Source organism: Micromonospora sp. DT43 (genome assembly GCF_049841645.1).
In the GTDB taxonomy this organism is placed as follows: domain Bacteria; phylum Actinomycetota; class Actinomycetes; order Mycobacteriales; family Micromonosporaceae; genus Micromonospora.
Genome location: NZ_JBNCKR010000005.1, coordinates 16,061 through 42,547, shown reverse-complemented (window position 1 = coordinate 42,547; position 26,487 = coordinate 16,061). Strand labels below are relative to the sequence as shown.

Here is a 26,487-nt window from a genome sequence, read left to right as displayed (position 1 = left end):
GTGCGGCGCGGTGCGCGGCTGGGTGGTGCCGGCGGCGGGACGGGACCGCCGGCACCACGTCGGTCGGATCAGGTCAGGGCAGCGGCGTCCGCGCGCGGTGCGTCCACCACTTCGGGGGTACGCAGCCAGACGGCCGTGTCCGAGGGCAGCAGACCGTCGTCGAGTGGGCCACTGGCCAGCAGCAACTCCCCGTCGGGCAGCGGTACCGCCGCGTCGGTGAGGTTGACCAGGCAGCGGAAGCCACCGCCACGGCTGAAGGCAAGCACGCCGTCCGGGGCGGGCAGCCAGGTCAGCTCGCCGTCACCGAGCGCCGACTCGCCGCGCCGGAGGTGGATCGCCGCGCGGTACAGCTCAAGCATCGAGGCCGCGTCGCCGGTCTGCGCCAGCGCCGTCCGGTCCTTCCAGTCGGCCGGCTGCGGCAGCCAGGGCGCCGCCGCGCCGTCCGGGCTGAACCCGAACGGCGGCTCCTCACCGGCCCAGGGCAGCGGCACGCGGCAGCCGTCGCGACCGGGGTCGACCCGGCCGGAACGCTCCCACATCGGGTCCTGGCGCAGCGCGTACGGGATGTCCTCGACCTCCCAGAGCCCCAGCTCCTCGCCCTGGTAGACGTAGGCGGCGCCGGGCAGCGACAGCGACAGCAACGCGGCGGCCCGCGCCCGGCGGGTGCCCAGCTCCAGGTCGGTGGGGACCCCCTCACGCTTGGCGGCGAAGCTGAACGTGGTGTCCGCCCGGCCGTAGCGGGTGACGTGCCTGGTGACGTCGTGGTTCGAGAGCACCCAGGTGGCCGGTGCGCCGACCGGCGCGTGCGCGCTGAGCGTCCCGTCGATGCTCTCCCGCAGCGCGGCGGCGTCCCAGGCGCAGCCCAGGAAGTCGAAGTTGAACGCGGCGTGCAGCTCGTCCGGGCGCAGGTAGTTGGCGAACCGCTGCCGGTCCGGCAACCACACCTCACCGATCAGCGCCCGCTCGCCCGGGTAGGAGTCGGCGACCCGCCGCCAGCCCCGGTAGATGTCGTGCACCCCGTCGAGGTCGTGGAACGGGTGCTGGTGGTCGGGTCGAACCTCCGGCAGCTCTCCGTCCTTCACCAGCAGACCGGCCGAGTCGATCCGGATGCCGTCCACGCCACGGTCGAACCAGAACCGCAGGATGTCCTCGAATTCGGCCCGCACCCGGGGGTGTTCCCAGTTGAAGTCGGGCTGCTGCGGGGCGAACAGGTGCAGGTACCAGTCGCCGGGCGTGCCGTCCGGGTTGGTGGTGCGGGTCCAGGTCTCGCCGCCGAACTCGCCGACCCAGTCGGTGGGCCGCTCGTCGCCGTTGGGGCCCCGGCCGGGACGGAACCAGAACAGGTCCCGCTCGGGCGCTCCCGGGCCGCCGGCAAGCGCGGCCTGGAACCACGGGTGCGCGTCCGAGCAGTGGTTGGGCACCACGTCGACGATGGTCCGGATGCCGAGGTCGTGCGCCTCCGCAATCAGCGCCTCGACCTCGCCCAGGGTGCCGAAGACCGGGTCGATGTCGCGGTAGTCGGAGACGTCGTAGCCGGCGTCGGCCATCGGCGACGGGTACCAGGGACTGAACCAGATCGCGTCGACGCCGAGCGCGGACAGGTGGTTCAGCCGGGACCGGATGCCGGCGATGTCACCGATGCCGTCGCCGTTGCCGTCGGCGAAGCTCCGGGGATACACCTGGTAGATCACGGCTCCACGCCACCACGGACTTCTGTCAGCTGTGGACACGAGCACCTGCTTTCTGCGTCAGTACGTCGGCGGGTTCGCCGGACCTGGTTATGTGTCGGGGCGAACGGTCGTTGTTCGCCGCGCGGGGTGACTGCGGTCGTGGGCTATCCCTTGATGCTGCCCGTGGTCAGACCGGACATGATGTTCCGCTGGAAGATCAGGAAGATGATGACAGTCGGGATGGCGGCGATCACCGACGCGGCGATCACCACGTTCATCGGGGTGCCACCCGCGAAGGTGTAGATGCCGACGCTCACCGTCCGAGTCTCGGGCGACGGCATGACCAGCTTCGGCCAGAGGAAGTCCTTCCACACCGCCGTCACCGCGAAGATCGACACGACGCCGAGGATGGGACGCGACAGCGGCAGGATGATCGACCAGAGCGTGCGCAGCGACGACGCCCCGTCCATCAGGGCGGCGGCCATCAGCTCCTCCGGGATCGAGTCGAAGAACCGCTTCAACAGGAAGATGTTGAACGCGTTCGCGACCATCGGCAGCCAGATCGCGAACGGCGAGTCGAGCAGGTTGATGTGCAGGATCGGCAGGTCGAGCACCGTCACGTACTGCGGGACGATGAGGACCATCGCCGGGATCATCAGCGTCCCCAGCATCAGGCCGAGGATCACGTTGCCGAAGATCGGTCGCAGCTTGGACAGCGAGTACGCGGCGGCGCTGTCGAGGACGAGTTGGAACAGCACCGCCCCGATGGCGTAGTAGAACGTGTTGAACAGCAGCTTGGCGAGGGCCAGGTTGTTCCACGCGTCGATGTAGTTCTGCGGCTGCGGGTCCTTCGGGAACAGCGACGGCGGGGTCTGCGCGATCTCCTGGCCGGACTTGAGCGCGCCGGTGACCATCCAGTAGAGCGGCCCGAGGAAGACGAGCGTGAACCCCGCCACGACGACGATCAGCAGCGTCCAGTAGATGACCTTGCCGCGCCCCCGGCTGAGCTGGGATTGGGAGATGAGGGTCCGGGTTCCGGAATCCTGTGCCATTCCTCGCCGTCCTAGTCCTGTTTCGCAGTCAGCCGCACGTACACGGCGGAGAAGCCGGCCAGCACGACGAGCATGATCACGCCGAGCGCGGCGGCGCCGTTGAGGTCGTTCTGGAAGAACCCGTGCTGGTAGATGAGGTACGCCACCGAGGTCGCGGAGTCCTCCGCGCCCGCGCCGTTGGCGAGGATCAGCGGCTCGATGAAGAGCTGCATCGTGGCGACGATCTGCAGCATCGCCAGGAGCGCGAGGATCAGCCGGGTCTGCGGGATCGTCACGTGTCGGATGCGCCGCCAGATCCCGGCGCCGTCGAGCTCCGCCGCCTCGTACAGCTCACCGGGGATGTTCTGCAACGACGCCAGGTAGATCAGCACCGCGCCGCCCATGTTCATCCAGGTGGACGCGATCACCATGGCCGGCATCGTCATGTCCGGCGACTGCATCCACTGCGACGTCGGCAGGTGCAGCGCCTTGAGGATCGCGTTGAACAGCCCGGCCTCACTGGGGTCGTACGCGTAGAACTTGAAGAGGAACAGCGCCGAGGCCGGCGGCAGCATGACCGGCAGGTAGACCAGGACGCGGAGGTAGCCCTTGGCGTGGCGGAACTCGTTGAGCAGGATCGCCACGAAGAACGGCACCGCGTACCCGAGTACGAGCGCGAGCACCGTGAAGTAGAGCGTGTTCTTCCAGGCGGGCCAGAAGCTGGGGTCGGCGATGAGACGGGAGTAGTTGTCCCAGCCGACCCAGGTCGTCTCGCCGCGCCTGGTCCGCTGGAAGCTCATGACGATGCCGCGGATCATCGGGTACCAGGAGAAGACCACGAAGCAGAGCACGGCGCCGATCAGGAACGCGTGTCCGGTGAGGTTGTCCCGTACCTTGCGGCCGAGGCTGGTGCGCTGCGGCCCTGTCGCGTACGGCGACATCGGGCGACCCGGTTTCCTGGGGGCCTGGGGGACGGCGGTGATCGCCAAGGCAACTCCTGCGGAAGTCAGTGACGCGGACGGTGCGACGCGGGGTGTGGGGGCCGTCGGGCCGGCCCCCACACCTGCCTGTCACTTCTCGGCGGCCAGGAGCTGGTTGACCTTCTCTTCGGCCGTCTTGAGCAGCGCGTCGATGTTGGCGTTCGGGTTCGTCAGCACCCCGGACATCGCGGCGTCGAGGACCGCGTAGATCGCCTGCGCGTTGCGCGGCTCACCCTTGATCGGCACCGGGGTCGCCTCGAAGATCGCGAAGTTGGCGGTGTCGACGTTCGCGTTCGCCTTGCGCAGCTCGAGTTCCTGCTTCTGCGCCTCGCTGCCGTTGGCGAACAGCAGCGGCTGGGGCAGGCCCACCGGGTAGTTCTGCGGCTTGGCCCGGACGTAGTCGAACTGGCCCTTGCCCGGCGTGAGCTTCTGGTAGGCGATCCACTTCAGACCGGCCTTGACCTGCTCCGGAGAGAGGTCCTTCTTGAAGAAGTAGCCCTCGCCGCCGCCGAGCGTTCCCTTCGCCGCGCCGTCCTGACCGGGCAGCGGAGCCATCGCCCAGTCCTGGAACTTGCCCTGGAACTGGCTGACGATCGCCTGGGTGGCGTCCGGCGCGCCGATGAACATGCCGACCTTGCCCGCGCCGGCGTTGGTCAGCAGGTCACCCCACTGGAGCAGCTGACGGGAACCCATGCTGTTGTCGCCGTACCGCATGTCCTTGATGTTCTGCAGGACCTGCTTGCCCATCGCGTTGTTGAAGTCGGCCTTCTTGCCGTCCGGGGTCAGCACCTGGCCACCCTGCGAGTAAAGCAGCGAGGTGAAGTGCCAGCCGCCGGTGTTGCCGGCGCTGTACTCGGAGTAGCCGGCGATGCCGTTGCCGAGGGCGGAGATCTTCTTGGCGGCGGCCCGGACCTCGGCCCAGGTCTTGGGCGGGTTGTTGACGTCCAGGCCGGCCTGCTGGAACAGGACCTTGTTGTAGACCAGGCCCATCGAGTAGTTCTTCACCGGGACGGCGTAGAGCTTGCCGCCGTCGGTGAAGGCCTCCTTGAGCGCCGGGTCGACGCTGTCCCAGGTGGGGATGGTGTCCTTGTTGACGATCCCGGTGATGTCCATGGCCTGACCGGAGTCGAGCACCTGCTGGAGATCGGTCATGTACCCGTAGAACACGTCGGTCACGGTGCCGCCGGCGAGGCGGGCGGTGAAGTCCGGCGGGTTGTTGCACTGCTCGCCGACGCTCACGCTCTTGACGACGATGTCCGGGTTCTGCTTCTGGAACTCGACGACGTCGTCGTTCCAGTTCTTCAACAGCTCTTTCTGGGCGCCGACCGGCTGGCAGTCGACCGTGATGGTGACCTTGCCGCCGGCGGTCGCGCCCTTGTCGTCGCTCTTCGTGGAGCATGCCGTGAGGCTGAACCCCAGGCCGGCCACGAGCGCCAGCGCCGCAGCCCTTCGGTATTGCGGTACGGACATCTGTCCATCCCTTCGGGAACGGGTGTCTCCATGAGGTGCGTGATCTGCGGTGATGCGACCTGACGCCCTGTAGCTGCGCCGGAGCCAGGTGTGAGTGGAGTCACTGTAACGAGGACGACTCATTTCAGCAAGGTGTCGACTGTGTTCTGAAAAGACTCGACATCCTTACGGCAGACACCGACAAGAACGCGTTTTACGACGGTTTTGCCGGCCTTCGACCCCATCTGGTCCAGCAGTGGCGGCGCTCTGTGGCGACCACGAAAAAACCGGCCGCCGACCGCGGGAAGCGGTCGACGGCCGGTGGAGGCTGTCGGTCAGTACGGCAGGGTCACGCTCAGCGGCCGGGGGCGGGCGCGGTGGAGCCGCGAACCACCAGCTCCGGCTCGAACAGCAGCTCGTCATGCAGGACGCCGGCACCCTCGATCTGGGTTACCAGCAGGTCCACCGCAGCCTGCCCCATCGTCTCGATCGGCTGCCGCACGGTGGTCAGCGGCGGGTCGGTGCAGGTCATGAACGCGGAGTCGTCGAAGCCCACCACCGAGATGTCCGTCGGCACCGCGCGACCCAGCCGCCGGGCGGCCCGAATGGTGCCCAGGGCCAGCACGTCACTGGCGCAGATGATGCCGGTAACCCCACGCTCGACGAGCTTCGTCGCGGCGACCCGCGCACCCTCCATCGAGAAGCTGGAACGCTCGACGCACTCGGCGTCGGCCTCGTTCCAGCCCGCCACCTGCACCATCGCGTCCAGCTTGCGACGGGACGGCACGTGCCCCTCCGGGCCGAGCACCATCCCGATCCGCTCGTGGCCGAGCGAGCGCAGGTGCCCGTACGCCTGCTCCACCGCCACCGCGTCGTCGGTGGAGACCCGCGGAAAGCCCAACTCGTCCACACCGGCGTTGACCAGGACCACCGGAAGGCCCCGGTCGGTCAGCCGCCGGTAGTGGTCGTGCCGGGCGTCGGTGAGGGCGTACGAGCCACCCGCGAAGATCACGCCGGAGACCTGGTGGTCGAGCAGCATCTCCACGTAGTCCATCTCGGACACGCCGCCGATGGTGCGGGCGCAGAGCGCCGGGGTGTAGCCCCGCTGGGCGAGGGTGCCGGTGACCACCTCGGCGAGCGCCGGGAAGATCGGGTTCTGCAACTCCGGCAGCACCAGCCCGACCAGCCGGGCACGCTCGCCGCGCAGCTTGGTCGGCCGCTCGTAGCCGAGCACGTCGAGCGCGGTCAGCACCGCTGTCCGGGTCGTCTCGGAGACACCGTCCCGGCCGTTGAGCACCCGGCTGACGGTGGCCTCGCTGACGCCCGCCTTCTTGGCAACTTCGGTCAACCGCTTGGTCACGGCCGCAATCGTACGTCACCAGAATGAAAGAAATGAACAGCCGGACGGGCAAATCTTGCTGTCAGCTTGTCACGGCTTGTCGCCGTTCCGCGTCGTCAGGACAGGTTACGCAGCGCGTCCTCGATGGCCCGGTGGAACGTCGGGTACGCGTAGATCATGTGCCGAAGTTGACTCAGCGGCACTGCCGCGTGCACAGCCACCACAAGCGCGGACAACACCTCACCGCCGGCCGGGCCGACCGACGTCGCGCCGATCAGCACGCCCTGGTCGGCGTCCGCGACGAGCTTGATGAACCCCTCGTCACCGACGCGGTGAATCCACCCCCGCGTCGAGCTGCCCAGCTTGGTGAAACCGACCTGCACGTTGATGCCGCGCTCACGGGCCTGCTGCTCGGTCAGCCCGACCGCCCCGACCTCGGGATCGGTGAAGGTCACCCGCGGCAGCGCGCGGTAGTCGGCGCGCGGCACGGTGCCGGCCGACCCACTCGACCCGCTGGCGGCAAGCGAACTGGAAGCGCCCATCGCACCGCCGACGACACTTGCGGTGCCGCTGGCGTCGGCCCCCGCCGTCGCCTCCCGAGCGTGGGCCAGCAGGTCGGCCACCACGATCCCCGCCTGGTACATGGCGATGTGGGTGAACGCGCCCTGCCCCGTCAGGTCACCCACCGCCCAGATGCCGTCCGTGACGTGCAGCCTGTCGTCCACCGGCAGATAACGCTGGCTGGCGTCCACACCCACGGTGTCCAGCCCCAACTCCTCCAGATGCGCCCGACGGCCGGTCACCACGAGCAGTCGCTCGGCGGTGAACTGCGCGCCCCCGACGCCGTGCAGGGTGAACCGGTCGCCGTCGTGCGCGACGCGTTCGGCCCGTACGCCGGTGTGGATCTCGACGTCGTCGGCGCGCAGCGCCGCGGCGGCCACCTCGGACGCCTCCGGCTCCTCGACGGCCAGCACCCGGTCCAGCGCCTCCACGACCGTGACGCGGACGCCGAAGCGCGCGAAGACCTGGGCCAGCTCCAGCCCGATCGCGCCGCCACCGAGCACCAGCAACGACTCCGGCAGCTGCTCGACCTCGATCGCCTGGTGGTTGGTCCAGTACGGCGTGCCGGCCAGGCCGTCGATCGGCGGCACCGACGCCCGGGTGCCGGTGCCCAGGACGACGCCGTGCCGGGCCTGGAACACCTGATCACCGACCCGGACACGCCCCGGGCCGTCGAGCCGGCCACTGCCCCGGACGAACCGGCCGCCCTTGCCGGTGAACCGCTCGACCGCGACCTTGTCGTCCCAGGTGTCGGTGGCCTCCTCGCGGATGCGCTTCGCCACCGGCGCCCAGTCCGGACGAACCTGCGCCGTGCCCGCGAGCCCGTCGACCCGACGCGCCTCGGCCAGCGCGTTCGCCGCTCTGATCATCATCTTGCTCGGGATGCAGCCCCAGTACGGGCACTCGCCGCCGACGAGGTCCCGTTCGATGCCGACGACGCTCAGGCCCGCCTCGGCGAGCCGCTCGGCCACCTCCTCGCCGCCGACCCCGAGCCCCACCACGACCACATCAACCAGCTCCGGCTCCGCCATCGGAACAGCATCCCCCAGCGGCCTCGCCCCGACCACCGGGGTCCGGAAAAGTCCGCACCGTCAGTCCGCCCCACCGCCTACGGTGATCCGATGCACGCACGCTTCGAACCCGTCCGGGACTGCTTCCACGACCTCCTCGCCTCCGGCCGGGAGTCCGGCGCCAGCCTCACCGTCTGGTACGACGGCCGACCGGTCCTCGACCTGATCGGCGGCTCGCGGAGCGGCGACGGGCCGTCCGGCGAGCCGTGGCGGCCGGACACGCTTGTCAACGTCTACTCGGTGGGCAAGCCGGTGGTCGCGCTCTGCCTGCTGCTGCTCGTCGACCGAGGGCTGGTCGATCTGGACGCACCCGTCGAGAGGTACTGGCCGGAGTTCCGTACCCCGGCGACCGTCCGTCAGGCGTTGTCGCACACCGCCGGGCTGCCGGCCTTTCCGGTGCCCCGACCGGCCACCGCGGTCACCGACTGGGCGCTGCTCGCCGGCGACCTGGCGGCCGCCGACCCCGAGTGGACGCCGGGGTCGCTTGCCGCGGAGCACGCCTGGACGTACGGGCACCTGGTGGGCGAGCTGGTCCGCCGGGTCGACGGCCGCGGCGTGGGCCGCTTCCTGGCCGACGAGATCGCCGGTCCGTGGCAGCTCGACCTCGGCTTCGGGCTGGCCGACGCCGACCAACGCCGCTGCGCCGACCTGCGTTACGGCGACCCGCAGTGGCCGATCCGGAAGCTCGGCGAACCCGGCTCGCTGCGGGCACGGGCGATGGGCAATCCGGCCGGCGGACTGGACCTGGCCGTGCTGAACAGCCCGCTGTGGCGGGGCGCCGAGATGCCGGCGGTCAACCTGCACGCCACCGCCGACGGTCTGGCCCGGCTCTACGCCGGCCTGCTCGCCGGTGGCGTCCTCGACGGCGTACGGCTGTTCAGCCCCGAACTGGTGGCCGAGGCGACACGGGTCCAGTACGACGGCACGGACGTGCTGCTGGACCGCCAGGTCCGGTGGACGCTGGGCATGCAGTGGGAGCCAGACGGCAGTTGGGGCATGGGCGGACTCGGCGGCAGCAGCGCGTGGGCCGACCCCGAACGCGGCTACACCATCGCGTACGCCACCGGGCGGCTCGCCGACCACGACCGCGTCGACGAACTGGCCGAGGCGGTCCACTCCTGCCTCTGATCAGCGCAGCCAGACCGGGTCGGTGCCGGGCACCGCGAGCGGCGGCGGATAGTCAAGCGTGCGGCGGACGGCCTCGGGCAGCTTCCACGGCTGGTGGATCGCCTTTCCCGACACCGCCGACAGCTCCGGCACCCAGCGACGCACGTAGTCGCCTGCCGGATCGTACCGCTCGGCCTGCCGGACCGGGTTGAAACCCCGGTACGGCTTGGTGTCGTTGCCGGTGCCGGCGACCCACTGCCAGTTGCCCGAGTTGTTTGCCACGTCCCCGTCGAGCAGCCAGCGGAAGAAGACAGCGACACCGCCCCGCCAGTCCTGGCCCAGGTGCTTGGTCAGGTAGCCGGCGGTGATCAGTCGCGCCCGGTTGTGCTGCCAACCCTGCGCCCGCATCTGCCGCATCCCGGCGTCGACGACAGGCATCCCGGTCCGCCCCTCGGCCCAGGCCGCCAGGGCGTCGTCGTCGTAGCGCCACTGCTCGGTGGCGCCCCGCCGGTAGGCGGCCGTCGAGATCTCCGGAAACGCGGCGGTGACCTGGTAGTAGAAGTCGCGCCAGCAGACCTGCCGAACGAAGGGCCCGGACCGGTCGCCGGCACGGTTGGCCACCGTCAACGGGGACACGCAGCCGAAACGCAGGTACGGGCTGAGTCGGGAGGTGTCGTCGCCGGCCATGTCGTCGTGCTGGTCGTCGTACCGGCCCAGCTCGGGCAGCCAGTCGGTGAGCCGCTGGCGGGCGATCCGCTCGCCGCCGGTGGCGGCGTCCGGTGACTCCCCGGCCGGCGGCGTCGGCACCCGACCCACGCGCACCCCGTCGGGAAGCGCGATCCGGCGGGGCGCTGCCAACTCGTCGCGCCACCGAGCGGCAGCCCACGCCCGGTGGTACGGGCTGAACACCCGGTAGTGCTCGCCTCCGCCCCCGGGACGCAACGCGCCCGGCTCGACCACGGTCAGCCCTGGAAAGAGCCGCAGGCGCAACCGGTGCCGCTCGCACTCGGCGCGCAGTCGCCGCTCGCGCCGACGGGCGTAGTGGCTGACGTCGGCGGAGAGCGCCACGGCTGTCGCGCCGACCTCGCCGGCCAATCGGATCGTCTCGGCCACCGGGTCGCCGCGCCGCACCACCAGGTCACCGCCGCGCTCGCGCAGCGCGTCGCGCAGGTCGAGGAGCGCCTGGTGCAGGAACCGGGTGCGGTTGGCCGACAGGCCGGCCAGCGCCGGGTCGAGCACGTACAGCGGCACCACCCGGTCGAACGCCGCGCAGGTGGTGGCCAGCGCCGGGTGGTCGTGCACCCGCAGGTCGCGGGTGAAGAGCACGATCGCGGTGCCCGCCGTCACCGGGCCGCCGGCTGGACCGTCGGCCCGGGGATCGTGACCGGGGTACCCGTCGAGGTGAGCAGAGCGCGGGCGGCCACCGCCATCCGCCGCCGCTGCGGCACCAGAGCCCGGCGGGTGAAGACGTCGTAGTCCTGTGCGGCCACCTCGTCGAGGATGCCGCCGTAGAGCGCGTACGCGGTGCGCATGCACGCCTGCGACGCCGGCGCGAGCATGGTGATGCCGGGCGCGGCCGCGGCGTAGTGCGCCTGGGCCCGGGTCACCTCGTACTCGATCAGCTCACGCGTCCGGGGCGTCCCACGTCCGCGGGCGCTGGCCTCGGCCAGCTCGTCGCGGGTGACGCCGAACTTCGCCAGGTCCTCGTCGGGCAGGTAGGTGCGACCCCGGTCCAGGTCCTCGGCGACGTCGCGGATGAAGTTGGTGAGCTGGAAGGCGAAGCCGAGCTGCCGGGCCGGCTCACGAGCCGCCGCCGGATCGCTGCTGCCTAGGATCGGCAGCATCATCGTGCCGATCACCGCCGCCGAGCCCTCCATGTAGTCGAGCAGGTGGTCGTAGGTCGCGTACGAGGTGACGGTCAGGTCCATCGCCATGCTCTTCAGAAACGACGCAAAGTCGTCCCGGTCGAGATCGAAGATGGCGATCGTGTGCAGCACCGCCGGCAGCAGCGGGTCGTCGACAGGCGCACCGCGCAGACCGGCCACGAAACGGCTGGCCCAGTCGTCGAGACGGGCGGCCCGCTCGGCCGGCGGCAGGTCCTCGGTGCGGTCGACGATCTCGTCGGCGTACCGCGTGAATCCGTAGAGGGCGTGCACATGTCGTCGTTTCCACGCGGGAAGGAGCCGGGTGGCGAGATAGTAGGTACGCCCGTGCCGTTTGTGCAGCTCACGGCACCGGTCATAGGCAGCGGTGAGATCCGTTTCCACCGGCCCTCCTCAATTATCGACGCACCAATCGACGCAACTCGTACCCTAGGGTACGCTCGCCCACATGGCCAACGACGCAGTAGCGGGCAACGCGACCCGTGTGGCGCCGGCGGCCCAGGGCGACAGGGACGACCCCGTCCGCGCCGTCCTGGCCGCGTACACCCAGGACCTGATCACGGCGGTCGACGAGACCCTCTCCACCTTCCTCACCGCCGAGGTCGACACACTCACCGAGATCGACGCGGCCATGGGCGGCTTCGCGTCCGCCGCACGCGAGGCCGTGCTTGTCGGCGGCAAGCGGATCCGCTCCACGTTCGCCTACTGGGGCTGGCGCGGGGCTGTCGGCGGCACCGAGCCCCTCCCACCGGTCCTGCCCGCGCTGGCCGCGCTCGAACTGCTGCACACCTTCGCGCTGGTGCACGACGACGTGATGGACTCCTCCACCACCCGCCGGGGCCGGCCCACCGCACACGTCGCGCTCGCCGCGCAGCACGTCGCCGCCGGCCATCGGGGCGACCCCGACCGCTTCGGCGAGGCGGGCGCCGTACTCATCGGCGACCTCTGCATGGTCTGGGCCGACAAGCTGCTCGCCCGCGCCACCATCACCCCGGCCCGGCTGTTCGAGGTCCGCCGCTGCTACGACCAGATGCGCGTCGAGACCGTCGCCGGTCAGTACCTGGACGTGCTCGGCGAGAACGACCCGACCAGCTGGTCCGTCGACCGGGCCCTGCGCGTGGCCCGCTACAAGACCGCCAGCTACACGGTCCAGCGACCGCTGCTCTTCGGCGGCTGCCTGGCCGGGGTGACCGCGGACGCCGCGCTCGTCACCGCGTACACCCGCTATGGCCTGGCCGTCGGCGAGGCGTTCCAACTCCGCGACGACCTGCTCGGCGTCTACGGCGACCCGGCGGCGACCGGCAAGCCGGCCGGCGACGACCTGCGCACCGGCAAGCCGACCACGCTGCTCATGCTGGCGCGACAGCTGGCCACGCCCGGCCAGCTCAAGGCCCTGGAGCAGGCCGACGGCGAGCCGGTCGAGCGGCTGGCCGCCCTGGTCGCCGAGACCGGCGCGGTGGCCCGGGTGGAGCGGATGATCGCCGAGCGGGTGGGTGACGCCCTGGCCGCGCTCGACAGCGCACCCGTGGACCGGACGGCGCGTACCGCGCTGACCGGGTTGGCCACCGCCGCCACCAGCCGGCGGGCCTGATGAGCGATCTTTTCGAGGAGGTGGTCACGTGCGGACGGTGACGGGACGGACGGACCGGGTGGTGGTCGTCGGCGCCGGGCTGGGTGGGCTCGCCTGCGCACTGCACCTGGCCGGCAGCGGCCGCCAGGTGACGGTGCTGGAGCGCGAGCCGGTCCCCGGCGGGCGCGCGGGCCGGCTCTCCGTGGACGGCTACGAGTTCGACACCGGCCCGACCGTGCTCACGATGCCCGACCTCATCGCCGAGGCGCTCGGGGCGGTCGGCGAGGAGCTGCACGACTGGCTCGACCTGACGCCTCTCGACCCGGCCTACCGGGCGTACTACCCGGACGGCTCGACCCTCGACGTGCTCACCGACACCACGCGGATGGCGGCCGAGATCTCCCGGGTCTGCGGACCACGGGAGGCCGACGGCTATCTGCGCTTCGTCGACTACGCCCGGGAGCTGTGGCGGCTGGAACGGGCCGACTTCATCGAGCGCAACCTGGACGCGCCCACCGACCTCATCACCGGCAACCTGCTGAAGCTGCTCACCGGTGGGGCCTTCCGCCGCCTCCAGACGAAGATCAACCAGTTCTTCCGGGACCCGCGCACCCAGCGGATCTTCTCCTTCCAGGCGATGTACGCCGGGCTCGCCCCGCACGACGCGCTGGCCATCTACGCGGTCATCGCGTACCTCGACTCGGTGGCCGGGGTCTACTTCCCCCGCGGCGGCATCCACGCGGTCTCCCGGGCGATGGCCGGCGCGGCCGAGAAGCACGGCGTGCAGATCCGGTACGACACGACAGTGACCCGGGTCCAGACCGCGAACGGGCGGGCCACAGGCGTGCTCACCGCCGACGGCGAGCTCGTGCCGGCGGACGTCGTGGTGCTCAACCCGGACCTACCGGTCGCCTACCGGGACCTGCTCCCCGCCGCGCCCGCGCGACGCCTCACCTACTCACCCTCCTGCGTCGTCCTGCACGTCGGCTCGCGGCAGGGATATGCGAAGATCGCCCACCACAACATCCACTTCGGACGCGCGTGGAAGGGCACCTTCGATGAGGTCATCCGCAGGGGTGAGCTGATGACCGATCCGTCGCTGCTGGTGACCAACCCCAGCCGGACCGACCCGTCGGTGGCCCCACCCGATCGGCACACCTACTACGTGCTCGCGCCCGTGCCCAACCTCGACCGGGCGCCGTTCGAGTGGCGGGGCGACCTGACCAGGCGCTACGGCGACCAACTGATCGGCACTCTGGAGGAGCGCGGGTACGTCGGCTTCGGCGCCGGGGTCGAGGTGTTGCAGGCGATCACCCCCGCCGAGTGGGCCGAGCAGGGGATGGCCGCCGGCACCCCGTTCGCCGCCGCGCACACCCTCTTCCAGACCGGACCGTTCCGCCCGTCGAACCTGCACCGCGACCTGTCGAACGTGGTCTTCGTCGGCTCCGGCACCCAGCCCGGTGTGGGCGTGCCGATGGTGTTGATCTCCGGAAAGCTGGCCGCCGGTCGGATCACCGGAGAAGGCCGATGACCAGTCGCGAGGATCACCTCGTCGAACTCGTCGACGACGCGGGCCGGGCCCACGGCGACACCACAGTCGCCGCCGCCCACCAACCGCCGGGGCAACTGCACCGGGCCTTCTCGGTGCTCCTGATCGACCCGGACGGCCAGGTGCTGCTGCAACGACGGGCCGCGGTCAAGACCCGTTTCCCATTGCGCTGGGCCAACTCCTGCTGCGGCCACCCCCGACCCGGCGAATCGCTTGCCGAAGCGGCCAACCGACGGCTGAAGGAGGAGCTGGGCACCGGCCCGGTCGAGCTGACCGAGGTCGGCGTCTACGTCTACTACGCCGAGGACCCGACCACCGGTCGGGTCGAGTTCGAGTACGACCACGTGCTGCGCGGCGAGTTCCTGCCCGCCGCGCCGCTGCGCCCCGACCCGGACGAGGTGGCCGAGCTGCGCTGGGCCGACCCGGCCGCCCTGGAGGTCGAACTCGACCGCGACCCCCGGTCGTACGCACCCTGGCTGGGCGGGGTGGTGAACCGTCTGCTGCGCCCCTCGGGTGCTCCGTCGGGCGCCCCCGGCTCGACCATGATCCCGCCCGGATCGTCGGCGGATGACGCGGCGGAGCGGTCGGGTGGCCGATGAGGCGCTGAGCGCGGGCGCCGTCGCGCGCCGGCTGGGGGTCGCGGTCACCACGCTGCGCACCTGGCACCAGCGCTACGGGCTCGGGCCCAGCGAGCACGTGCCCGGCCACCACCGCCGCTACACCCCCTCCGACCTGGCCCGTCTGGAAACCATGCGGCGGTTGACCGCAGAGGGCGTGAGCCCCGCCGAGGCGGCCCGGTGGGCGCGACAGGCACCGGACCGTACGTCCGTGGACACCGTCACCCGGAGCCGGATCCGCCCGCCCGGACGCGACGGCGGGGGCGCCATCCCGGTGGGCCGCGCCGGCCCGGCCGCCCGGGGCCTGGCCCGCGCCGCCATGCGCCTGGACGCGGCGGCGATCAACGAGACCATCGCGCACACGATCGCCGCCAGCGGCGTCGTCGCCACCTGGGAGACCCTGCTACGCCCCGTGCTCGCCGGCATCGGTGACCGGCACGCCACCACCGCCGGCCTGATCGAGGTCGAACACCTGGTCTCCCGGTGCGTGTCGGAGGCCTTCGCCGCAGCCAGCCAGGCCAAAGCGCCCAGCGGCCCCGCCCGGATCCTGCTCTCCTGCGCCGATGAGGAGCAGCACACCCTTCCCCTGGAAGCGTTGGCCGCCGCGCTCGCCGAGGCCGGGGTGAGCTACCGGATGTTGGGTGCCCGCGTGCCGGTGGCCGCCCTCGTCGAGGCGGTCAACCGCACCGGTCCGGCGGCCGTGGTGCTCTGGTCCCACACCCGACCCACCGCCGACCCGGCCCAGCTCAGCGCGCTGCTCGCGGCACCCCGCCGCCCGCTGCTGATCCTCGCCGCCGGCCCGGGCTGGCGGGCCGACGCGCTCCCCGCCGGGGTGGTCCGGCCTGTCGATCTGGCCGAGGCGGTCTCCCTCGCGGTGGCGGTCCGTGACTCGCTGGACCAGTCGCGGGAAGCCTGACCGGCCTGTCGGTCCCTGGACCGCTTCCACTACCGTCGGGACGTCCGCCTGCCCCGACCCCCGGGAGCGAACAAATGCAAGCCCGCGCCGCCCTGGCGTCCGTCCTCGCCGTGGTGCTGGTCTTGTCCGGTTGCGCTCAGCCAGACAGCACCGTCCACGCCGCTGGCGGGCCGCAACCCGTCGAGTCGACCACCCCGCCCACCCCGACGCCCACCCCGAAGCCGAGCCCCACCCACACCAAGGCGCCGAAGCCGCCCCTGCGACCGCTGCCGGCGAAGCTCCCCACCGGGCTACGGCGCACCACAGGCGTACGCCCCGTGGCGTTGACCTTCGACGACGGGCCCAGCCCGGCCTGGACCCCGAAGGTGCTCGACCAGCTGCGGGCGGCCCACGTGACGGCCACCTTCTGCGTCGTCGGCCTCGAAGCCCAGCGACACCCGGAGTTGATCCGACGGATCGTCCGGGAGGGGCATCAGCTCTGCAACCACAGTTGGCGGCACGACCTCGACCTCGCCCGCCGACCGGCGGCCGACATCAGGGCCGACCTGGTCCGCACCAACAAGGCCATCCAGGCGGCCTCACCGGGCACACCGGTGTCCTTCTACCGGCAACCCGGTGGTCGGTGGACACCCGAGGTCCTGGCCGTGGCGAAGGATCTCGGCATGCACCCGCTGCACTGGGCCGTCGACCCGCAGGACTGGGACAAGCCGACCGCCGCCACGATCGCCAGGCGGGTCCACAACGCCGCACGTCCCGGCTCCATCGTGCTGCTGCACGACGGGGGCGGTGACCGGGGCGCGACGCTCGCCGCCTGCCCGGGCCTGATCGCCGACCTGAAGCACCGCTTCGGCATCACCCGACTTCGCTAGATGGGGGCTCTGACCTGCGGTTATGCGGTTCACAACGGCTCCGGCGATACCGATTTTGTTGACCAGCCAGGCATCACGTATGCTTTCCAAGCCTCCGGCGGGGCCGGATGGGAGCAAGTCCGCTTGACGTTGCGAATGTGCAATGATGGCGGGGCCGCCCTCATCGTCTAGCGGCCCAGGACGCCGCCCTTTCAAGGCGGTAGCACGGGTTCGAATCCCGTTGGGGGCACGACCGGCGCAAGCCGGAGCAACACAAGCTAGGTCCTGTGGAGCAGTTGGAGTGCTCGCCGCCCTGTCAAGGCGGAGGTCGCGGGTTCAAGTCCCGTCAGGACCGCAGCGCTGACGCCGCGCCCCGCGCGGCGTTCTGCGTATCGGAGCAGGCAACCCTGCCGGCGGTTCGTCCGGTTGGCAGGTAGCATGATCCGAGCAACACGGCCAGGTAGCTCAGTTGGTACGAGCGTCCGACTGAAAATCGGAAGGTCGGCGGTTCGACCCCGCCCCTGGCCACATAGCCTTTCGCCGGGCTACAGGAGCGCCGATCAGCGGAAACGCGGTCGGCGTTCTGCTTTTTTCTACCCGCGCCGTGATCGCCCGGCCCGCCCGCTCCTTGATCCACTCGGGTTCGGTGAAATCGCGGTATCGCAGCGACCGGGATACCGCGATTTCGCCGAAACCGAGTCGATCACCGCGTCCCAGGGAGCTCGACGGCCTGCGCCGGCCGTGATCACTAATCGCGGCGGCCCTGGTGACGGTGTTGGGCCATCCCGCCCTGGATCGCCTCCCACACGCTGCGTCCCGCCTGCCGCAGGGTCTCCCCGGCCTGCTCGGCGAGTTGCGCCGCACTCTGAGCTGCGGCATACGCCCCACCCGACACACCACCGCCACCCTGGTCACCGTCGCCCTGGTCACCACCGCGCTGGTCACCACGGCCTTGACCACCGCCGGCCTGACCGCCACCGCCCTGCCCGTCGTCACTCTGCCCGCCGCCACCTTGACCGCCGCCGGCCGGGCCACCACCGCCCTGACCGCCGCCACCTTGACCACCACCGGCCTGACCGCCACCGCCCTGACCGCCGCCACCTTGACCACCGCCGGCCTGGCCGCCACCGCCACCTTGACCGCCGCCGGCCTGGTCACCGCCGGCCCGACGAGCCTCGCCCTGGTCGCTGCCGCCAGCCTGGTTGCCGCTGCCGTGACCGCCGGCGGCTGGCCCGGCGGGCATGCCACCGCCGCCGTCCTGGCGGCCGTGATTCCCACCTTGAACCCCGGACTCGTCAGGACCGGAGGGTGACGAGCCACCGGCCTGATCGGCGGGCTTACCGGTCGACGAACCAGCCGGTGCCTGCCGGTCTGCCCCCGGACCGCCGTCCGGTTGCTGCCGGCCCTGGGCCTCAGGCGGCCGTTGCCCCTCGGACCCCTGCCCCGCTGAGGTCGGGTACGCCTGCGCGGAGGCCCGATCCACCGGCCACCGGCCCTTCAGACGTGACTCCGGCGGCTGCCCTTCCCCCGACCGCGACTCCACCTGCTGACCTTCCGCCGGCCGGGACTCCGCCGGGCGAGGCTCCGCCGGGCGGGCGCGCTGTACTCGCGTCTGGTCGCCGAGTTCGCCTGGCAGGCCCGCCTGTCGGGCCAGTTCGTCGCGTACCCCGGAATGCTGTGCCAGGGCGGTGACCCCGGCGGCGCCGGCGGCGGTCAACTGCTCGGTACCGCGGTTGACGTCGTCGAGCGCGCTGCTGGCCGCCCGGGAGAGGGATTCGATGATCTGCGGGTTGTTGTCGATCGAGTCGAGTGCCCGGCTCAGGAGTGTCACCAACTGCTCCAGCCGTACCCGCAGCTGCGCCTCGGCGTGCACCCCGTCGATGTCCAACTCGACGCCGTGCAGGTGGACCCGTACGCCGGCGTCGAGCTGGAGCAGGTTGGCCAACCGGGCGCGCAGCGAGATGTCGGCGTCGAGCCCGTCCACGACGAGTCGGATCGAGTCGACCGAGACGTTCGGGATGTCGAGCAGGACGTCCGGATCCCCGGCGTCGACGTCCCGGTTCGGACTCCCCTGCTGCACGTTCTCGCTCATGCTCTCCCGCTCCCGTACGCGGACCCGGTCGTCCGGGCCGTTCGGCGCGGTTACCCGCTTTCCGGCGGGGCATCCCGTCCGTGACGGCTCGGCAACCCACTGTCTGGAACAGAGCACCTCGCGAAGCTGCACACCGAGGCATCAGCCGGTATGGTCCGGGCCTATGGGACAGGGGATGGCTGATCCGGCCGACATCCGGCAGGACCTGGAGCGGTTCTCCTTGCGGTGCAGTCTTCTCGCCCCGGGTCCCGCCGAGCGGGCGTTCGCGGTCTTCACCGATGAGCTGACCGATTGGTGGGTCACCGAGTACACGTGGTCAGGTCCGGAGGCCCTCGCCGAGCTGGGCATGGAGCCACGGGCCGGCGGCATGCTCTACGAGATCGGCCCGTACGGCTTCCGCGCCGACTGGGGACGCGTGCTCACGTGGGATCCGCCACGGCGGCTGGTCTTCGCCTGGCAGATCGGTCCGGACCGGGTGCCGGTGCCGGACCCGGCGAAGGCGAGCGAGGTCGAGGTGCTGTTCCTTCCCGACGGGCCCGAACGGACCCGCGTCGAGCTGGAGCACCGACACTTCGATCGGCACGGAGAGGCGGCCGAGGGGTACCGCAAGGCGCTCACGGCGGGCTGGCACGAGTTGCTCACCCGCTACCTCGCCACGGTGTCCCGCCCCTATCCCGCCGATCCTGCCTGAGCCTGAGCCCGAGCCCGAGCCGGAGCCTGAGCCGGAGCCGGAGCCGCGGTCAGCGGCCGAGTTGTCGGCCGGACCGGCTGCCATCCACGCCCCGACCGCCCAGGTGCGCGCGGCTCCCGGCCTCCGCCCCGGAGCCGAAGCCCGTACCGCCGAGCCGGCGCGCCGGTGCGGTTCGCAGTCGCGGGTACTCCTCGGTGAGTCGCCGCTGCACCCGGTCGGAGCGGTCGGCAAGCACCAGCGCCACCGACGGGCCACCCGACTCGCCGGCCGCCGCCGTCTCGGCCGCCCAGAGTCGGCCCCCGATCACCTCCGCGAAGCCGGCGAGCCAGGACCGCCGGAAGGCGGCCGGGTGGTCGTCGGCGGGCACCGCCGTGGCCGCCAGACCGTGCGCGGCCTGCACGAGCAGTGAGGTGAAGAGCAGGTCCACCCGTTCCAGGTCGCTGGCGAAGCCGAAGAGGTGCACCGCGAAGCCGTTGCCCTGCTGGCGACGGACGCACCGGCAGCGCAGCGGCTCGGCGACGGCGGCGAGCAGGCCCACCTTGTCCCGGGCGTACGGGGCGACGATGTCGAGCACCCGGTCGCCGACCGGGTCGGTGGTCGGGTCCCGTACGGCGAGCAACGCCCTGTCGACGCCGTAGCGGGCGATCAACTCCGTCGCCTTGGCGGTGAACGCCGCCGACTCGGCGGGCGTGCAGGCCGGGTCCTCGGCCTGGGCGAGCAGCTTGCGCACCTTGCTGAGCATGGCCTCGGACATGCCCACAGAGCTATCACAAACGGCTGACGATCTGGGACCACGGCCACATTGATCGATCAGTATCATCGTCACGGTCAGCTCGACAGTCCAATACGGACTGTCAGTTAACCGCTTCCGGAGGCACGCATGTCATCCCCGACCGCACGACTGCTCGCCGTCGCCACGGCCGCCGCGCTGCTCGCAACCGGCGCACCCGCCCAGGCGGCTCAGGCCACTCAGGCCGCCGCACCGGCCGCACAGGCCGCCGACTCCACCGACTTCACCTCGGGGCCGAACCTCTTCGCCCCGCTCGCCACGTGTTACGGCGGGGCGGTGCGCTCGTTCTTCCAGACCGGCGGCTACGGCGGCCAGGCTGGCCCGTACCGCACCACAAGCCGGTGCCGCGACATCAACGTGCGCAACGCCAGCGCGTTCGGCACCGACGCCTGCGTGATCTTCATCGACAAGACCGGCAACTGCAACTACTGGACCTACCTACCGGCCAACTCCGGCTGGATCACCGTGGCGACAAACGTTCGGGACGGGGTCAACTTCCGGGTCCGCTTCGAAACCGTCCGCTACGAGTACGAGCCGCTGGTCGCGTACCACGCCTTCTGAGCTGTCCGTGCGGGCGCGGCACCCCGGCGGGGCGCCGCGCCCGCCGAGGCGCGGTCAGCCGGCGCGGCTGCGCAGGGTGGCGATCGTCGAGCCGGCGAGCGTGAGCAGGCAGTCGGAGAGCTGCCCGTCGGCGGCGGCCGCGCCGAACAGGGCCTCCCCGGTCGACACGTCCCGGTTGGCGTACGCACTCACGAAGCGCGCCACCCAGCGGGTGTCGTAATCCGCCTGCTCGATACCCGGGAAGTCCAGCGCGCATCCGGTGCTCGGCGGGGCGTCGCCGACCATCGTCGCCGCCAGACACCAGGCGACCCCGTACGCGCCGGGCAGGCCGGCCCGGTCGACGACCGCGTCGAACGCACCTGTCACCGCTTCCCCATCGCCGGCCAGCGCCGAATTGAGCACGGCGGTCGCGTCGTCGAACGTCTGCTGTGGTAGGTCCGTCACCCAGCGCACAGTAGGACGGGGGGTCAAGGCCCAGCATTTTCGTCACTCTGTGTGTTCGACGCGAGCGACCTGCGCATTTCGCCACCTCCACGGTCCCGCAGCCGGCCCCGGCACGCTAATGTGCGCAGCGGACCTTCGCCGGAGGAAGGACGACCATGCTCGTATCACGCCGCTCGCGGGTGGCCACATTGGCTGCCTGCGCGACGATCCTGCTCGCCACAAGCGCTTGCGGGGATGACAAGGCCGAAGAGGGAAGCGCCCAACAGGTGCGCCTCTACGGCACGGACGGCAACATGCTCAACTCCTACCCAGCGGAGTTGAAGGAACGCGCTGACCTCGTCGACGGGATGAAGGGGACCACGCCACTCACCCCGCTGCCCGACGACTTCAAGAGCCGGCTACGGTCCGTCAATCCGGCGCTGACGGACTACCTGTACTCCGCCGAGACGTACGACGCTGTGGTGATCAGTGTGCTCGCCGCCCAACTGGCTGGCAGCACCGACCCGGCCGCCATCGCCAAGCAGATCGTCGGCGTGACAAACAATGGTCAGCGCTGCGAGGACCCGGCCACCTGCCTCACGCTGGCGCGGGCCGGGCAGGACATCGAGTACCGCAGCGTCTCGCTGAGCCGTGCCGGCTTCACCGACAAGGGCGAGCCGGCCACCGCGAGCTACGCGACGTTGACCTTCGACGGCCAGCAGATCAACGACGGCAAGACCGAGTTCGTCGGCGCGGGCGCCGAGTCCGGGGCGAGCACCAAGACCCCGCCGAAGGCGAGGAAGCCGCGCCCCGGTGGCAACGAGGACCAGAAGCCGCTGATCGTGGGTGGCCTGCTGCCGAAGACCGGTGACCTGGCGATCGCGTACCCGCCGATGGCGGCCGGCGCGGCGCTGGCGATCAGGGAGATCAACGCCGCTGGCGGGGCGCTGGGCAAGCCGGTGACGTGGAAGGACGGCGACGACGGCACCAGCACGGCGGTGGCCAAGGCGACAGTGGCCAAGCACGTGGCCGACGGGGTCAGCATCATCATCGGCGCCGGCGCCTCGGGCATCTCCCGGGAGGTGCTGCCGGACGTCGTCCAGGCTGGCAAGATCCTCTTCTCGCCGTGCAACACCGACGCCAGCCTGACCGACATCGAGGACAAAGGCCTCTACTTCCGCACCGCCCCGCCGGACAGCCTGCAGGGTCGGGCGCTTGCCGACGTCGTCCTCCGCGACGGATCGCAGAAGATCGTCATCGTCGCCCGCAAGGACTCCTACGGTGAGGGCCTCCAGGCCACCGTCCGTGACGAGTTGGAGAAGGCCGGCATCCCCGCCGACCGACTCAAGCTGCTCACGTACGACCCTCCGGCCGACGCCAAGGCGGCCCCCGTGGACTTCACCGGCGGCGCGAAGGAGATCAAGGAATTCGGGGCGGACGCCGTACTCATCATCGGTTTCGGTGAGTCTGCCCAGGTGATCCGGGCGGTCGCCGACTCCGGGATGCAGATCCGGCACTGAGCACCACCGCGGACCGCGACGGCCGCACCGGCTTCGGAGCCGGTGCGGCCGTTCCGTGTCAGCGGGCTCTGCGGCGCTCCAGGAAATCGGTCATGCGGCGGTGCTTCTCCTCGTCCTCGAAGAGCACAGCCTGGCTGACCAGGTCGAGCTGCGGATGTGCGGCGGCGGGTGCGTCCACAGCCAGTTTGGTGAGCCGCAACGCCAGCGGTGAGCCCTGCGCCATCTCGTCCAGCAGCCCGTGCGCCACCGCCAGCAGTTCGCCGGGCTCGTCCACCAACCGGTTCACCAGACCGATCCGCAGCGCCTCGGCGGCGTCCACCCGCCGGCCCGTGAACAGCAACTCCTTGGCCCGCCCCTCGCCGACCAGAGCGGGCAGCCGGTGGGTCGCGCCAGCACCGGCCAGGATGCCCAACCGCACCTCCGGCTGGCCGAAGACCGCCCGCGCCGTGCACACCCGCAAATCGCAGGCGTACGCCAGCTCCGCGCCACCGCCCAGCGCCGGACCGTCGACAGCGGCCACGCTCGGCATCGGCAACGCCCGGATCCGGGCGAAGGCCGCCGAGTTGATCGCCGCGAGGGCGTCCGCGCGGCCCCGCTCGCGGAGCTGACCGATGTCGGCGCCACCGGCGAAGATGCCCTCCGCACCGCCGGTCAACAGCAGCAGTCGGGGGCGCGCCTCCAACTCGGCGCAGACCTGGTGCAGCTCGCCGATCAGGTCGGCGTCGATGGCGTTGCGCTTCTCCGGCCGGGCCAGTGTCACCACGAGCCGATCCGCCAGCTCCTCGATCCGCAAACCGCTCACTGCTTGACACCGCCCTGCCACTGGTAGAAGCCCTGCCCCGACTTCTTGCCCAGCCGCCCGGCGGACACCATCTCCACGAGCAGCTGCGGTGGCGCGAAGCGGTCACCGTACGCGGCCTGGAGGGTGCGGGCGATGTCGAGCCGCACGTCCAGGCCGACCAGGTCGGTGAGTTCCAGCGGCCCGATCGGGTGCCGGTAGCCAAGCACCATCGCCTTGTCGATGTCGGCCGGGCTGGCCACCTGATCGGCGACCATCCGGATCGCCTCCAGCCCGAGGGTGACCCCGAGCCGGGAGGTGGCGAAGCCGGGCAGGTCGCGTACGACGACGGGGTCCTTGCCGAGACGGCCGGCGAGCGCGACGGCCGCCGCGGTGGTCTCCTCCGCGGTGGCCGGGCCGACCACGATCTCCAACAGCGCCATCGCCCAGACCGGGTTGAAGAAGTGCAGGCCGAGGAAACGCTCGGGCGCGTCCAGGCCCACGGCCAACTCGCCGATGGCGATGCTCGACGTGTTGCTCGCGAGCAGGGCCGGGCTCAGGGTGGCGGCGTCCCGCAGCACCGCGCGCTTGAGGTCGAGCCGCTCCGGCACCGCCTCCACGATCACCCCCGGAGCGGGGGCGACCTCGCCGAGGCTCGGGCGCAGCGTCACCCGCTGCCGGTTCGCCGCGGCCTCGTCGGCGGTCAGCTTCCCGCGCTGCACCGCCCGCTCCCACAGGTCGGCGAGCCGGGTCAGCGCTGTCGTGCCCCGCGCCGGATCCACCTCGACCAGCTCGACGGTGTGTCCGGCCCCGGCCGCCACGTACGCGATGCCGAGCCCCATCGTGCCCGCACCGACGACCACGAAACGATCGTTCATCACGCCTCCCTGTCCGCCCCGATGGCGCGCGGGGTCCCCGCCACGCCGGCCCGGGTGCCCGGTCCGCTCCGCTCGCTCATGGTGCGACCCTAGACAGCGCGACGACCCCGCCCATGCGTGGGGGAGCGCGCGATCGGGTACGTACGGCGGGTCAACCGAGGGAAGGACCGCATCGAGATGAGCCAGGCACCGGAGAGCGTCAGCACCGACTCCGAGATCGTGGAGACCCGGGGCGACGAGCGGGTCGACCTGCTGCGCGCCGACACCAACAACGACGGCAAGACCGACGTGTGGGTGGTGGACACCGACGGCGACGGCAAGGCCGACCTGTTCCAGTTCGACACCGACGGTGACGGCAAGGTGGACATCACCATGGTCGACATCGACGAGGACGGCACCCCCGACGAGGTGGTCGACGGCGATGGCGGCCTCCCGCCGGAGCAGCTGCCCCCGACCGTCCAGGTCTGATCCGCCGACAGAGGGTCCTCGATGAGGGCCCTCTGTCGGGTCAGGCGGCGAGGCGCAGGGTGGCCAGGTAGTAGGGGGCGTCGCGGTCGTCCACATCGGTCAGCCGCCAGCCGCTGCCGCGTACCAGCTCGGCGAACTCGTCCGGCGAGCAGACCAGGTAGTCGAACCACTCGGTGCCCAGCTCCCGGTAGCGCAGCCGGAGCCGCAACTGGCCACCGAACCGCCCCCGGCGGCGGTTGAGCTCGTGGTAGCCGGTGTGCACGGGGTCGGTGGTGCCGTACGGGTCGGTGCCGTGCGCGATGATCTGCGCTCCCGGTCGTGCCAGCGCGGCGAGCGCGGCCAGGAACCCGGGCGCACGGTCCCTGCCCTCGAACAGCCCGAGGTTGTTGCCGAGCAGCAGGAACGTGTCGTACCGCTGGCCGTCCGCGACGTGCGTGTCCACCGTGCCGTGCACGAGCCGGCGTACGCCGCGACGCCGGCTGACCTCCAGCGCCCCCGCCGAGGTGTCCAGCCCGGTGACGGGTACGCCGCGCTCCTGGAGCACGAGCGCGATCCGGCCGGCGCCGGTGCCGACGTCGAGCGTCTCACCGCGGACCCGGTCCACGGCCCGATGGTCGTACGGCTGCCAGTCGTCCGGACCGTCGAGGTAGCGCGCGGCCGGAGCGCCGTTGATCAACCCGTCGTCCCGCTCGATGATCTCGATGACCGGCCGGGGCAGCCGTCCGCCGGCCAGCGGCCGGGGCCCGACCCCGGTGGCCACGGCCAGTGTGTCCCGCAGCAGTTCCCCGAACACGTCACCGATTAGAGGCTCCCCCGTCACGCCGTTGATGCTATCCAGCCCCTCGGAGGGCCGCACCGGTCGTATCCTGGCGGCGTGACCACGCTGGACCGACTGTCGGCCGAGAAGTACCTCCTGCTCACGACCTTCCGCAAGGACGGTCGGGCGGTGCCGACCCCGGTCTGGGCGGTCCGCGACGGTGAGGCGTTGGCGGTCTGGACCCGGGCCGACTCGGGGAAGGTGAAGCGGATCCGCCACAACGGGGAGGTGACCGTGGCCCCTTGCGACGTGCGGGGCCGGCCGCACGGGGCGGAGGTGCCCGCCCACGCGACGATCTTCGGTCGCAGCGACACGGGCCGCATCCGCGACCTGCTCAAGCACAAGTACCGGGTGATCGGTCGATTGAGCCTGCTCGGCAGCCGGTTGCGCCGCGGCGAGGGCGGCACGGTAGGCATCCGGGTCACGTTGACCGAACCGAAGAGCTGAGTCCGGGCATGGAAAGGGGCGGCGGATCGAGATCCACCGCCCCTACCGGAAAACGTATGCCGCTCAGTCGCCCTGCCGCTGCTGCGGGATCTGACCCTGCAGCAGCGCCCTGACCTCCGACTCGCGGTATCGACGGTGACCACCCAGGGTACGGATGGCACTGAGCTTGCCCGCCTTCGCCCACCGGGTCACCGTCTTCGGGTCGACACGGAACATCGACGCCACCTCGGCCGGCGTGAGTAGCGGCTCTGGTTCGTGCGTTCGCGATGCCATCGGTCACTCCTCCACATGTATAGACATCGGCCGGGGTCCCGCCGGCCGACGCGTCTCCCATGGTCCGGCTAGTCCCCGATGTCCGACATGGGCCGAACGGATGAAGGTCCCTAGACGGACGGATGAACCATGCCCGATTTTTACGACTTTTACACGGCA

Annotated in this window: 26 protein-coding genes and 3 tRNA genes; 14 read left to right on the top strand and 15 right to left on the bottom strand. The window is 71.2% G+C overall.

The window, feature by feature from the left end; genetic code table 11:
• Nucleotides 1-68: 68 nt before the first annotated feature.
• The 6 genes from ACLQ26_RS14200 to ACLQ26_RS14175 form a co-directional block, all read right to left on the bottom strand.
• Entirely contained in the window at nucleotides 69-1,691 is a 1,623-nt protein-coding gene (locus ACLQ26_RS14200; RefSeq protein ID WP_425744849.1) for a glycoside hydrolase family 13 protein, read from the bottom strand.
• Nucleotides 1,692-1,834: 143 nt separating this feature from the next.
• Nucleotides 1,835-2,722, bottom strand: a complete 888-nt coding sequence (locus ACLQ26_RS14195; protein WP_425744848.1) for a carbohydrate ABC transporter permease — start codon at nucleotides 2,720-2,722, stop codon at nucleotides 1,835-1,837.
• 11 nt (nucleotides 2,723-2,733) lie between these two features.
• Nucleotides 2,734-3,690 carry a carbohydrate ABC transporter permease gene (locus tag ACLQ26_RS14190; RefSeq protein WP_425744847.1) on the bottom strand — a complete coding sequence of 319 codons (957 nt, stop codon included), beginning with the start codon at nucleotides 3,688-3,690 and terminating at the stop codon, nucleotides 2,734-2,736.
• An 81-nt stretch (nucleotides 3,691-3,771) separates the two neighbouring features.
• Entirely contained in the window at nucleotides 3,772-5,151 is a 1,380-nt protein-coding gene (locus ACLQ26_RS14185) for an ABC transporter substrate-binding protein (RefSeq protein ID WP_425744846.1), read from the bottom strand.
• A 334-nt stretch (nucleotides 5,152-5,485) separates the two neighbouring features.
• Nucleotides 5,486-6,490, bottom strand: coding sequence for a LacI family DNA-binding transcriptional regulator (locus ACLQ26_RS14180; RefSeq protein WP_425744845.1), 1,005 nt, complete (start codon nucleotides 6,488-6,490; stop codon nucleotides 5,486-5,488).
• Between the two features lie 95 nt (nucleotides 6,491-6,585).
• Complete coding sequence (locus tag ACLQ26_RS14175) at nucleotides 6,586-8,061, bottom strand: dihydrolipoyl dehydrogenase family protein (RefSeq protein ID WP_425744844.1); 1,476 nt, start codon at nucleotides 8,059-8,061, stop codon at nucleotides 6,586-6,588.
• Nucleotides 8,062-8,151: 90 nt separating this feature from the next.
• On the opposite strand from ACLQ26_RS14175, the gene ACLQ26_RS14170 reads away from it, so the two are divergent.
• On the top strand, nucleotides 8,152-9,228 hold the full coding sequence (locus ACLQ26_RS14170) for a serine hydrolase domain-containing protein (protein ID WP_425744843.1): 1,077 nt from the start codon (nucleotides 8,152-8,154) through the stop codon (nucleotides 9,226-9,228).
• Here the strand turns inward: ACLQ26_RS14170 and ACLQ26_RS14165 are convergent, their stop codons facing one another.
• Nucleotides 9,229-10,554 (bottom strand): cryptochrome/photolyase family protein, encoded by a 1,326-nt coding sequence (locus ACLQ26_RS14165; protein ID WP_425744842.1) that lies wholly within the window; start codon nucleotides 10,552-10,554, stop codon nucleotides 9,229-9,231.
• Nucleotides 10,551-11,474 carry a phytoene/squalene synthase family protein gene (locus ACLQ26_RS14160; protein WP_425744841.1) on the bottom strand — a complete coding sequence of 308 codons (924 nt, stop codon included), beginning with the start codon at nucleotides 11,472-11,474 and terminating at the stop codon, nucleotides 10,551-10,553. Before ACLQ26_RS14160 ends, ACLQ26_RS14165 begins: the two co-directional genes overlap by 4 nt.
• 64 nt (nucleotides 11,475-11,538) lie before the next feature.
• Between ACLQ26_RS14160 and ACLQ26_RS14155 the strand changes: the two genes are divergently transcribed.
• The 8 genes from ACLQ26_RS14155 to ACLQ26_RS14120 all read left to right on the top strand — a co-directional run bounded on the left by ACLQ26_RS14155 (nucleotide 11,539) and on the right by ACLQ26_RS14120 (nucleotide 17,118).
• A complete protein-coding gene (locus tag ACLQ26_RS14155) occupies nucleotides 11,539-12,681 on the top strand; it encodes a polyprenyl synthetase family protein (protein WP_425744840.1) in 1,143 nt (380 codons plus the stop codon).
• A 28-nt stretch (nucleotides 12,682-12,709) separates the two neighbouring features.
• Nucleotides 12,710-14,191 carry a phytoene desaturase family protein gene (gene crtI, locus ACLQ26_RS14150; RefSeq protein ID WP_266247882.1) on the top strand — a complete coding sequence of 494 codons (1,482 nt, stop codon included), beginning with the start codon at nucleotides 12,710-12,712 and terminating at the stop codon, nucleotides 14,189-14,191.
• Nucleotides 14,188-14,808, top strand: a complete 621-nt coding sequence (idi, locus tag ACLQ26_RS14145) for an isopentenyl-diphosphate Delta-isomerase (RefSeq protein WP_425744839.1) — start codon at nucleotides 14,188-14,190, stop codon at nucleotides 14,806-14,808. The genes crtI and idi overlap by 4 nt, the downstream gene beginning before the upstream one ends.
• On the top strand, nucleotides 14,798-15,742 hold the full coding sequence (locus tag ACLQ26_RS14140; RefSeq protein WP_425745170.1) for a MerR family transcriptional regulator: 945 nt from the start codon (nucleotides 14,798-14,800) through the stop codon (nucleotides 15,740-15,742). The genes idi and ACLQ26_RS14140 overlap by 11 nt, the downstream gene beginning before the upstream one ends.
• Nucleotides 15,743-15,816: 74 nt before the next feature.
• A complete protein-coding gene (locus ACLQ26_RS14135) occupies nucleotides 15,817-16,611 on the top strand; it encodes a polysaccharide deacetylase family protein (RefSeq protein ID WP_425744838.1) in 795 nt (264 codons plus the stop codon).
• A gap of 156 nt (nucleotides 16,612-16,767) precedes the next feature.
• A tRNA-Glu gene (locus ACLQ26_RS14130) sits at nucleotides 16,768-16,840 on the top strand.
• Nucleotides 16,841-16,871: 31 nt separating this feature from the next.
• Nucleotides 16,872-16,945, top strand: a tRNA-Asp gene (locus tag ACLQ26_RS14125).
• 99 nt (nucleotides 16,946-17,044) lie between these two features.
• Nucleotides 17,045-17,118, top strand: a tRNA-Phe gene (locus ACLQ26_RS14120).
• 220 nt (nucleotides 17,119-17,338) lie between these two features.
• On the opposite strand, the gene ACLQ26_RS14115 is transcribed toward ACLQ26_RS14120, so the two are convergent.
• Entirely contained in the window at nucleotides 17,339-18,682 is a 1,344-nt protein-coding gene (locus tag ACLQ26_RS14115; protein WP_425744837.1) for a hypothetical protein, read from the bottom strand.
• 163 nt (nucleotides 18,683-18,845) lie between these two features.
• Between ACLQ26_RS14115 and ACLQ26_RS14110 the strand changes: the two genes are divergently transcribed.
• The gene (locus ACLQ26_RS14110) at nucleotides 18,846-19,373 is read left to right on the top strand and encodes an SRPBCC family protein (RefSeq protein ID WP_425744836.1); all 528 of its coding nucleotides are present in this window, start codon (nucleotides 18,846-18,848) and stop codon (nucleotides 19,371-19,373) included.
• Nucleotides 19,374-19,422: 49 nt separating this feature from the next.
• Here the strand turns inward: ACLQ26_RS14110 and ACLQ26_RS14105 are convergent, their stop codons facing one another.
• Nucleotides 19,423-20,127, bottom strand: a complete 705-nt coding sequence (locus tag ACLQ26_RS14105) for a DUF2786 domain-containing protein (RefSeq protein ID WP_425744835.1) — start codon at nucleotides 20,125-20,127, stop codon at nucleotides 19,423-19,425.
• A 126-nt stretch (nucleotides 20,128-20,253) separates the two neighbouring features.
• On the opposite strand from ACLQ26_RS14105, the gene ACLQ26_RS14100 reads away from it, so the two are divergent.
• Nucleotides 20,254-20,724: a hypothetical protein gene (locus ACLQ26_RS14100; protein WP_425744834.1), complete on the top strand. Its 471-nt coding sequence runs from the start codon at nucleotides 20,254-20,256 to the stop codon at nucleotides 20,722-20,724.
• A 54-nt stretch (nucleotides 20,725-20,778) separates the two neighbouring features.
• On the opposite strand, the gene ACLQ26_RS14095 is transcribed toward ACLQ26_RS14100, so the two are convergent.
• On the bottom strand, nucleotides 20,779-21,168 hold the full coding sequence (locus ACLQ26_RS14095) for a hypothetical protein (RefSeq protein ID WP_425744833.1): 390 nt from the start codon (nucleotides 21,166-21,168) through the stop codon (nucleotides 20,779-20,781).
• Nucleotides 21,169-21,323: 155 nt separating this feature from the next.
• Here ACLQ26_RS14095 and ACLQ26_RS14090 point away from each other — a divergent pair, with 155 nt between their 5' ends.
• A complete protein-coding gene (locus tag ACLQ26_RS14090) occupies nucleotides 21,324-22,667 on the top strand; it encodes an ABC transporter substrate-binding protein (protein ID WP_425744832.1) in 1,344 nt (447 codons plus the stop codon).
• 58 nt (nucleotides 22,668-22,725) lie between these two features.
• Here the strand turns inward: ACLQ26_RS14090 and ACLQ26_RS14085 are convergent, their stop codons facing one another.
• Nucleotides 22,726-23,469 (bottom strand): enoyl-CoA hydratase/isomerase family protein, encoded by a 744-nt coding sequence (locus tag ACLQ26_RS14085; protein WP_425744831.1) that lies wholly within the window; start codon nucleotides 23,467-23,469, stop codon nucleotides 22,726-22,728.
• Nucleotides 23,466-24,323: a 3-hydroxyacyl-CoA dehydrogenase family protein gene (locus tag ACLQ26_RS14080; RefSeq protein ID WP_425744830.1), complete on the bottom strand. Its 858-nt coding sequence runs from the start codon at nucleotides 24,321-24,323 to the stop codon at nucleotides 23,466-23,468. The genes ACLQ26_RS14085 and ACLQ26_RS14080 overlap by 4 nt, the downstream gene beginning before the upstream one ends.
• A gap of 177 nt (nucleotides 24,324-24,500) precedes the next feature.
• Between ACLQ26_RS14080 and ACLQ26_RS14075 the strand changes: the two genes are divergently transcribed.
• Nucleotides 24,501-24,791, top strand: a complete 291-nt coding sequence (locus ACLQ26_RS14075) for a hypothetical protein (protein ID WP_363681145.1) — start codon at nucleotides 24,501-24,503, stop codon at nucleotides 24,789-24,791.
• A gap of 40 nt (nucleotides 24,792-24,831) precedes the next feature.
• Here the strand turns inward: ACLQ26_RS14075 and ACLQ26_RS14070 are convergent, their stop codons facing one another.
• Entirely contained in the window at nucleotides 24,832-25,611 is a 780-nt protein-coding gene (locus ACLQ26_RS14070; RefSeq protein ID WP_425744829.1) for a class I SAM-dependent methyltransferase, read from the bottom strand.
• A gap of 54 nt (nucleotides 25,612-25,665) precedes the next feature.
• Between ACLQ26_RS14070 and ACLQ26_RS14065 the strand changes: the two genes are divergently transcribed.
• Nucleotides 25,666-26,055, top strand: coding sequence for a PPOX class F420-dependent oxidoreductase (locus tag ACLQ26_RS14065; RefSeq protein WP_425744828.1), 390 nt, complete (start codon nucleotides 25,666-25,668; stop codon nucleotides 26,053-26,055).
• Between the two features lie 63 nt (nucleotides 26,056-26,118).
• Here ACLQ26_RS14065 and ACLQ26_RS14060 read toward each other — a convergent pair whose 3' ends face one another.
• Entirely contained in the window at nucleotides 26,119-26,328 is a 210-nt protein-coding gene (locus tag ACLQ26_RS14060; protein ID WP_007073996.1) for a BldC family transcriptional regulator, read from the bottom strand.
• Nucleotides 26,329-26,487: the final 159 nt, after the last annotated feature.

Bases quoted from the DNA above. Each gene is read 5' to 3' on its own strand.
- ACLQ26_RS14195 (WP_425744848.1), bottom strand. From the start codon at position 2,722: ATGGCACAGGATTCCGGAACCCGGACCCTCATCTCCCAATCCCAGCTC.
- ACLQ26_RS14185 (WP_425744846.1), bottom strand. From the start codon at position 5,151: ATGTCCGTACCGCAATACCGAAGGGCTGCGGCGCTGGCGCTCGTGGCC.
- ACLQ26_RS14175 (WP_425744844.1), bottom strand. From the start codon at position 8,061: ATGGCGGAGCCGGAGCTGGTTGATGTGGTCGTGGTGGGGCTCGGGGTC.
- ACLQ26_RS14170 (WP_425744843.1), top strand. From the start codon at position 8,152: ATGCACGCACGCTTCGAACCCGTCCGGGACTGCTTCCACGACCTCCTC.
- ACLQ26_RS14155 (WP_425744840.1), top strand. From the start codon at position 11,539: ATGGCCAACGACGCAGTAGCGGGCAACGCGACCCGTGTGGCGCCGGCG.
- idi (WP_425744839.1), top strand. From the start codon at position 14,188: ATGACCAGTCGCGAGGATCACCTCGTCGAACTCGTCGACGACGCGGGC.
- ACLQ26_RS14135 (WP_425744838.1), top strand. From the start codon at position 15,817: ATGCAAGCCCGCGCCGCCCTGGCGTCCGTCCTCGCCGTGGTGCTGGTC.
- ACLQ26_RS14115 (WP_425744837.1), bottom strand. From the start codon at position 18,682: ATGAGCGAGAACGTGCAGCAGGGGAGTCCGAACCGGGACGTCGACGCC.
- ACLQ26_RS14110 (WP_425744836.1), top strand. From the start codon at position 18,846: ATGGGACAGGGGATGGCTGATCCGGCCGACATCCGGCAGGACCTGGAG.
- ACLQ26_RS14105 (WP_425744835.1), bottom strand. From the start codon at position 20,127: ATGTCCGAGGCCATGCTCAGCAAGGTGCGCAAGCTGCTCGCCCAGGCC.
- ACLQ26_RS14100 (WP_425744834.1), top strand. From the start codon at position 20,254: ATGTCATCCCCGACCGCACGACTGCTCGCCGTCGCCACGGCCGCCGCG.
- ACLQ26_RS14090 (WP_425744832.1), top strand. From the start codon at position 21,324: ATGCTCGTATCACGCCGCTCGCGGGTGGCCACATTGGCTGCCTGCGCG.
- ACLQ26_RS14080 (WP_425744830.1), bottom strand. From the start codon at position 24,323: ATGAACGATCGTTTCGTGGTCGTCGGTGCGGGCACGATGGGGCTCGGC.
- ACLQ26_RS14075 (WP_363681145.1), top strand. From the start codon at position 24,501: ATGAGCCAGGCACCGGAGAGCGTCAGCACCGACTCCGAGATCGTGGAG.
- ACLQ26_RS14060 (WP_007073996.1), bottom strand. From the start codon at position 26,328: ATGGCATCGCGAACGCACGAACCAGAGCCGCTACTCACGCCGGCCGAG.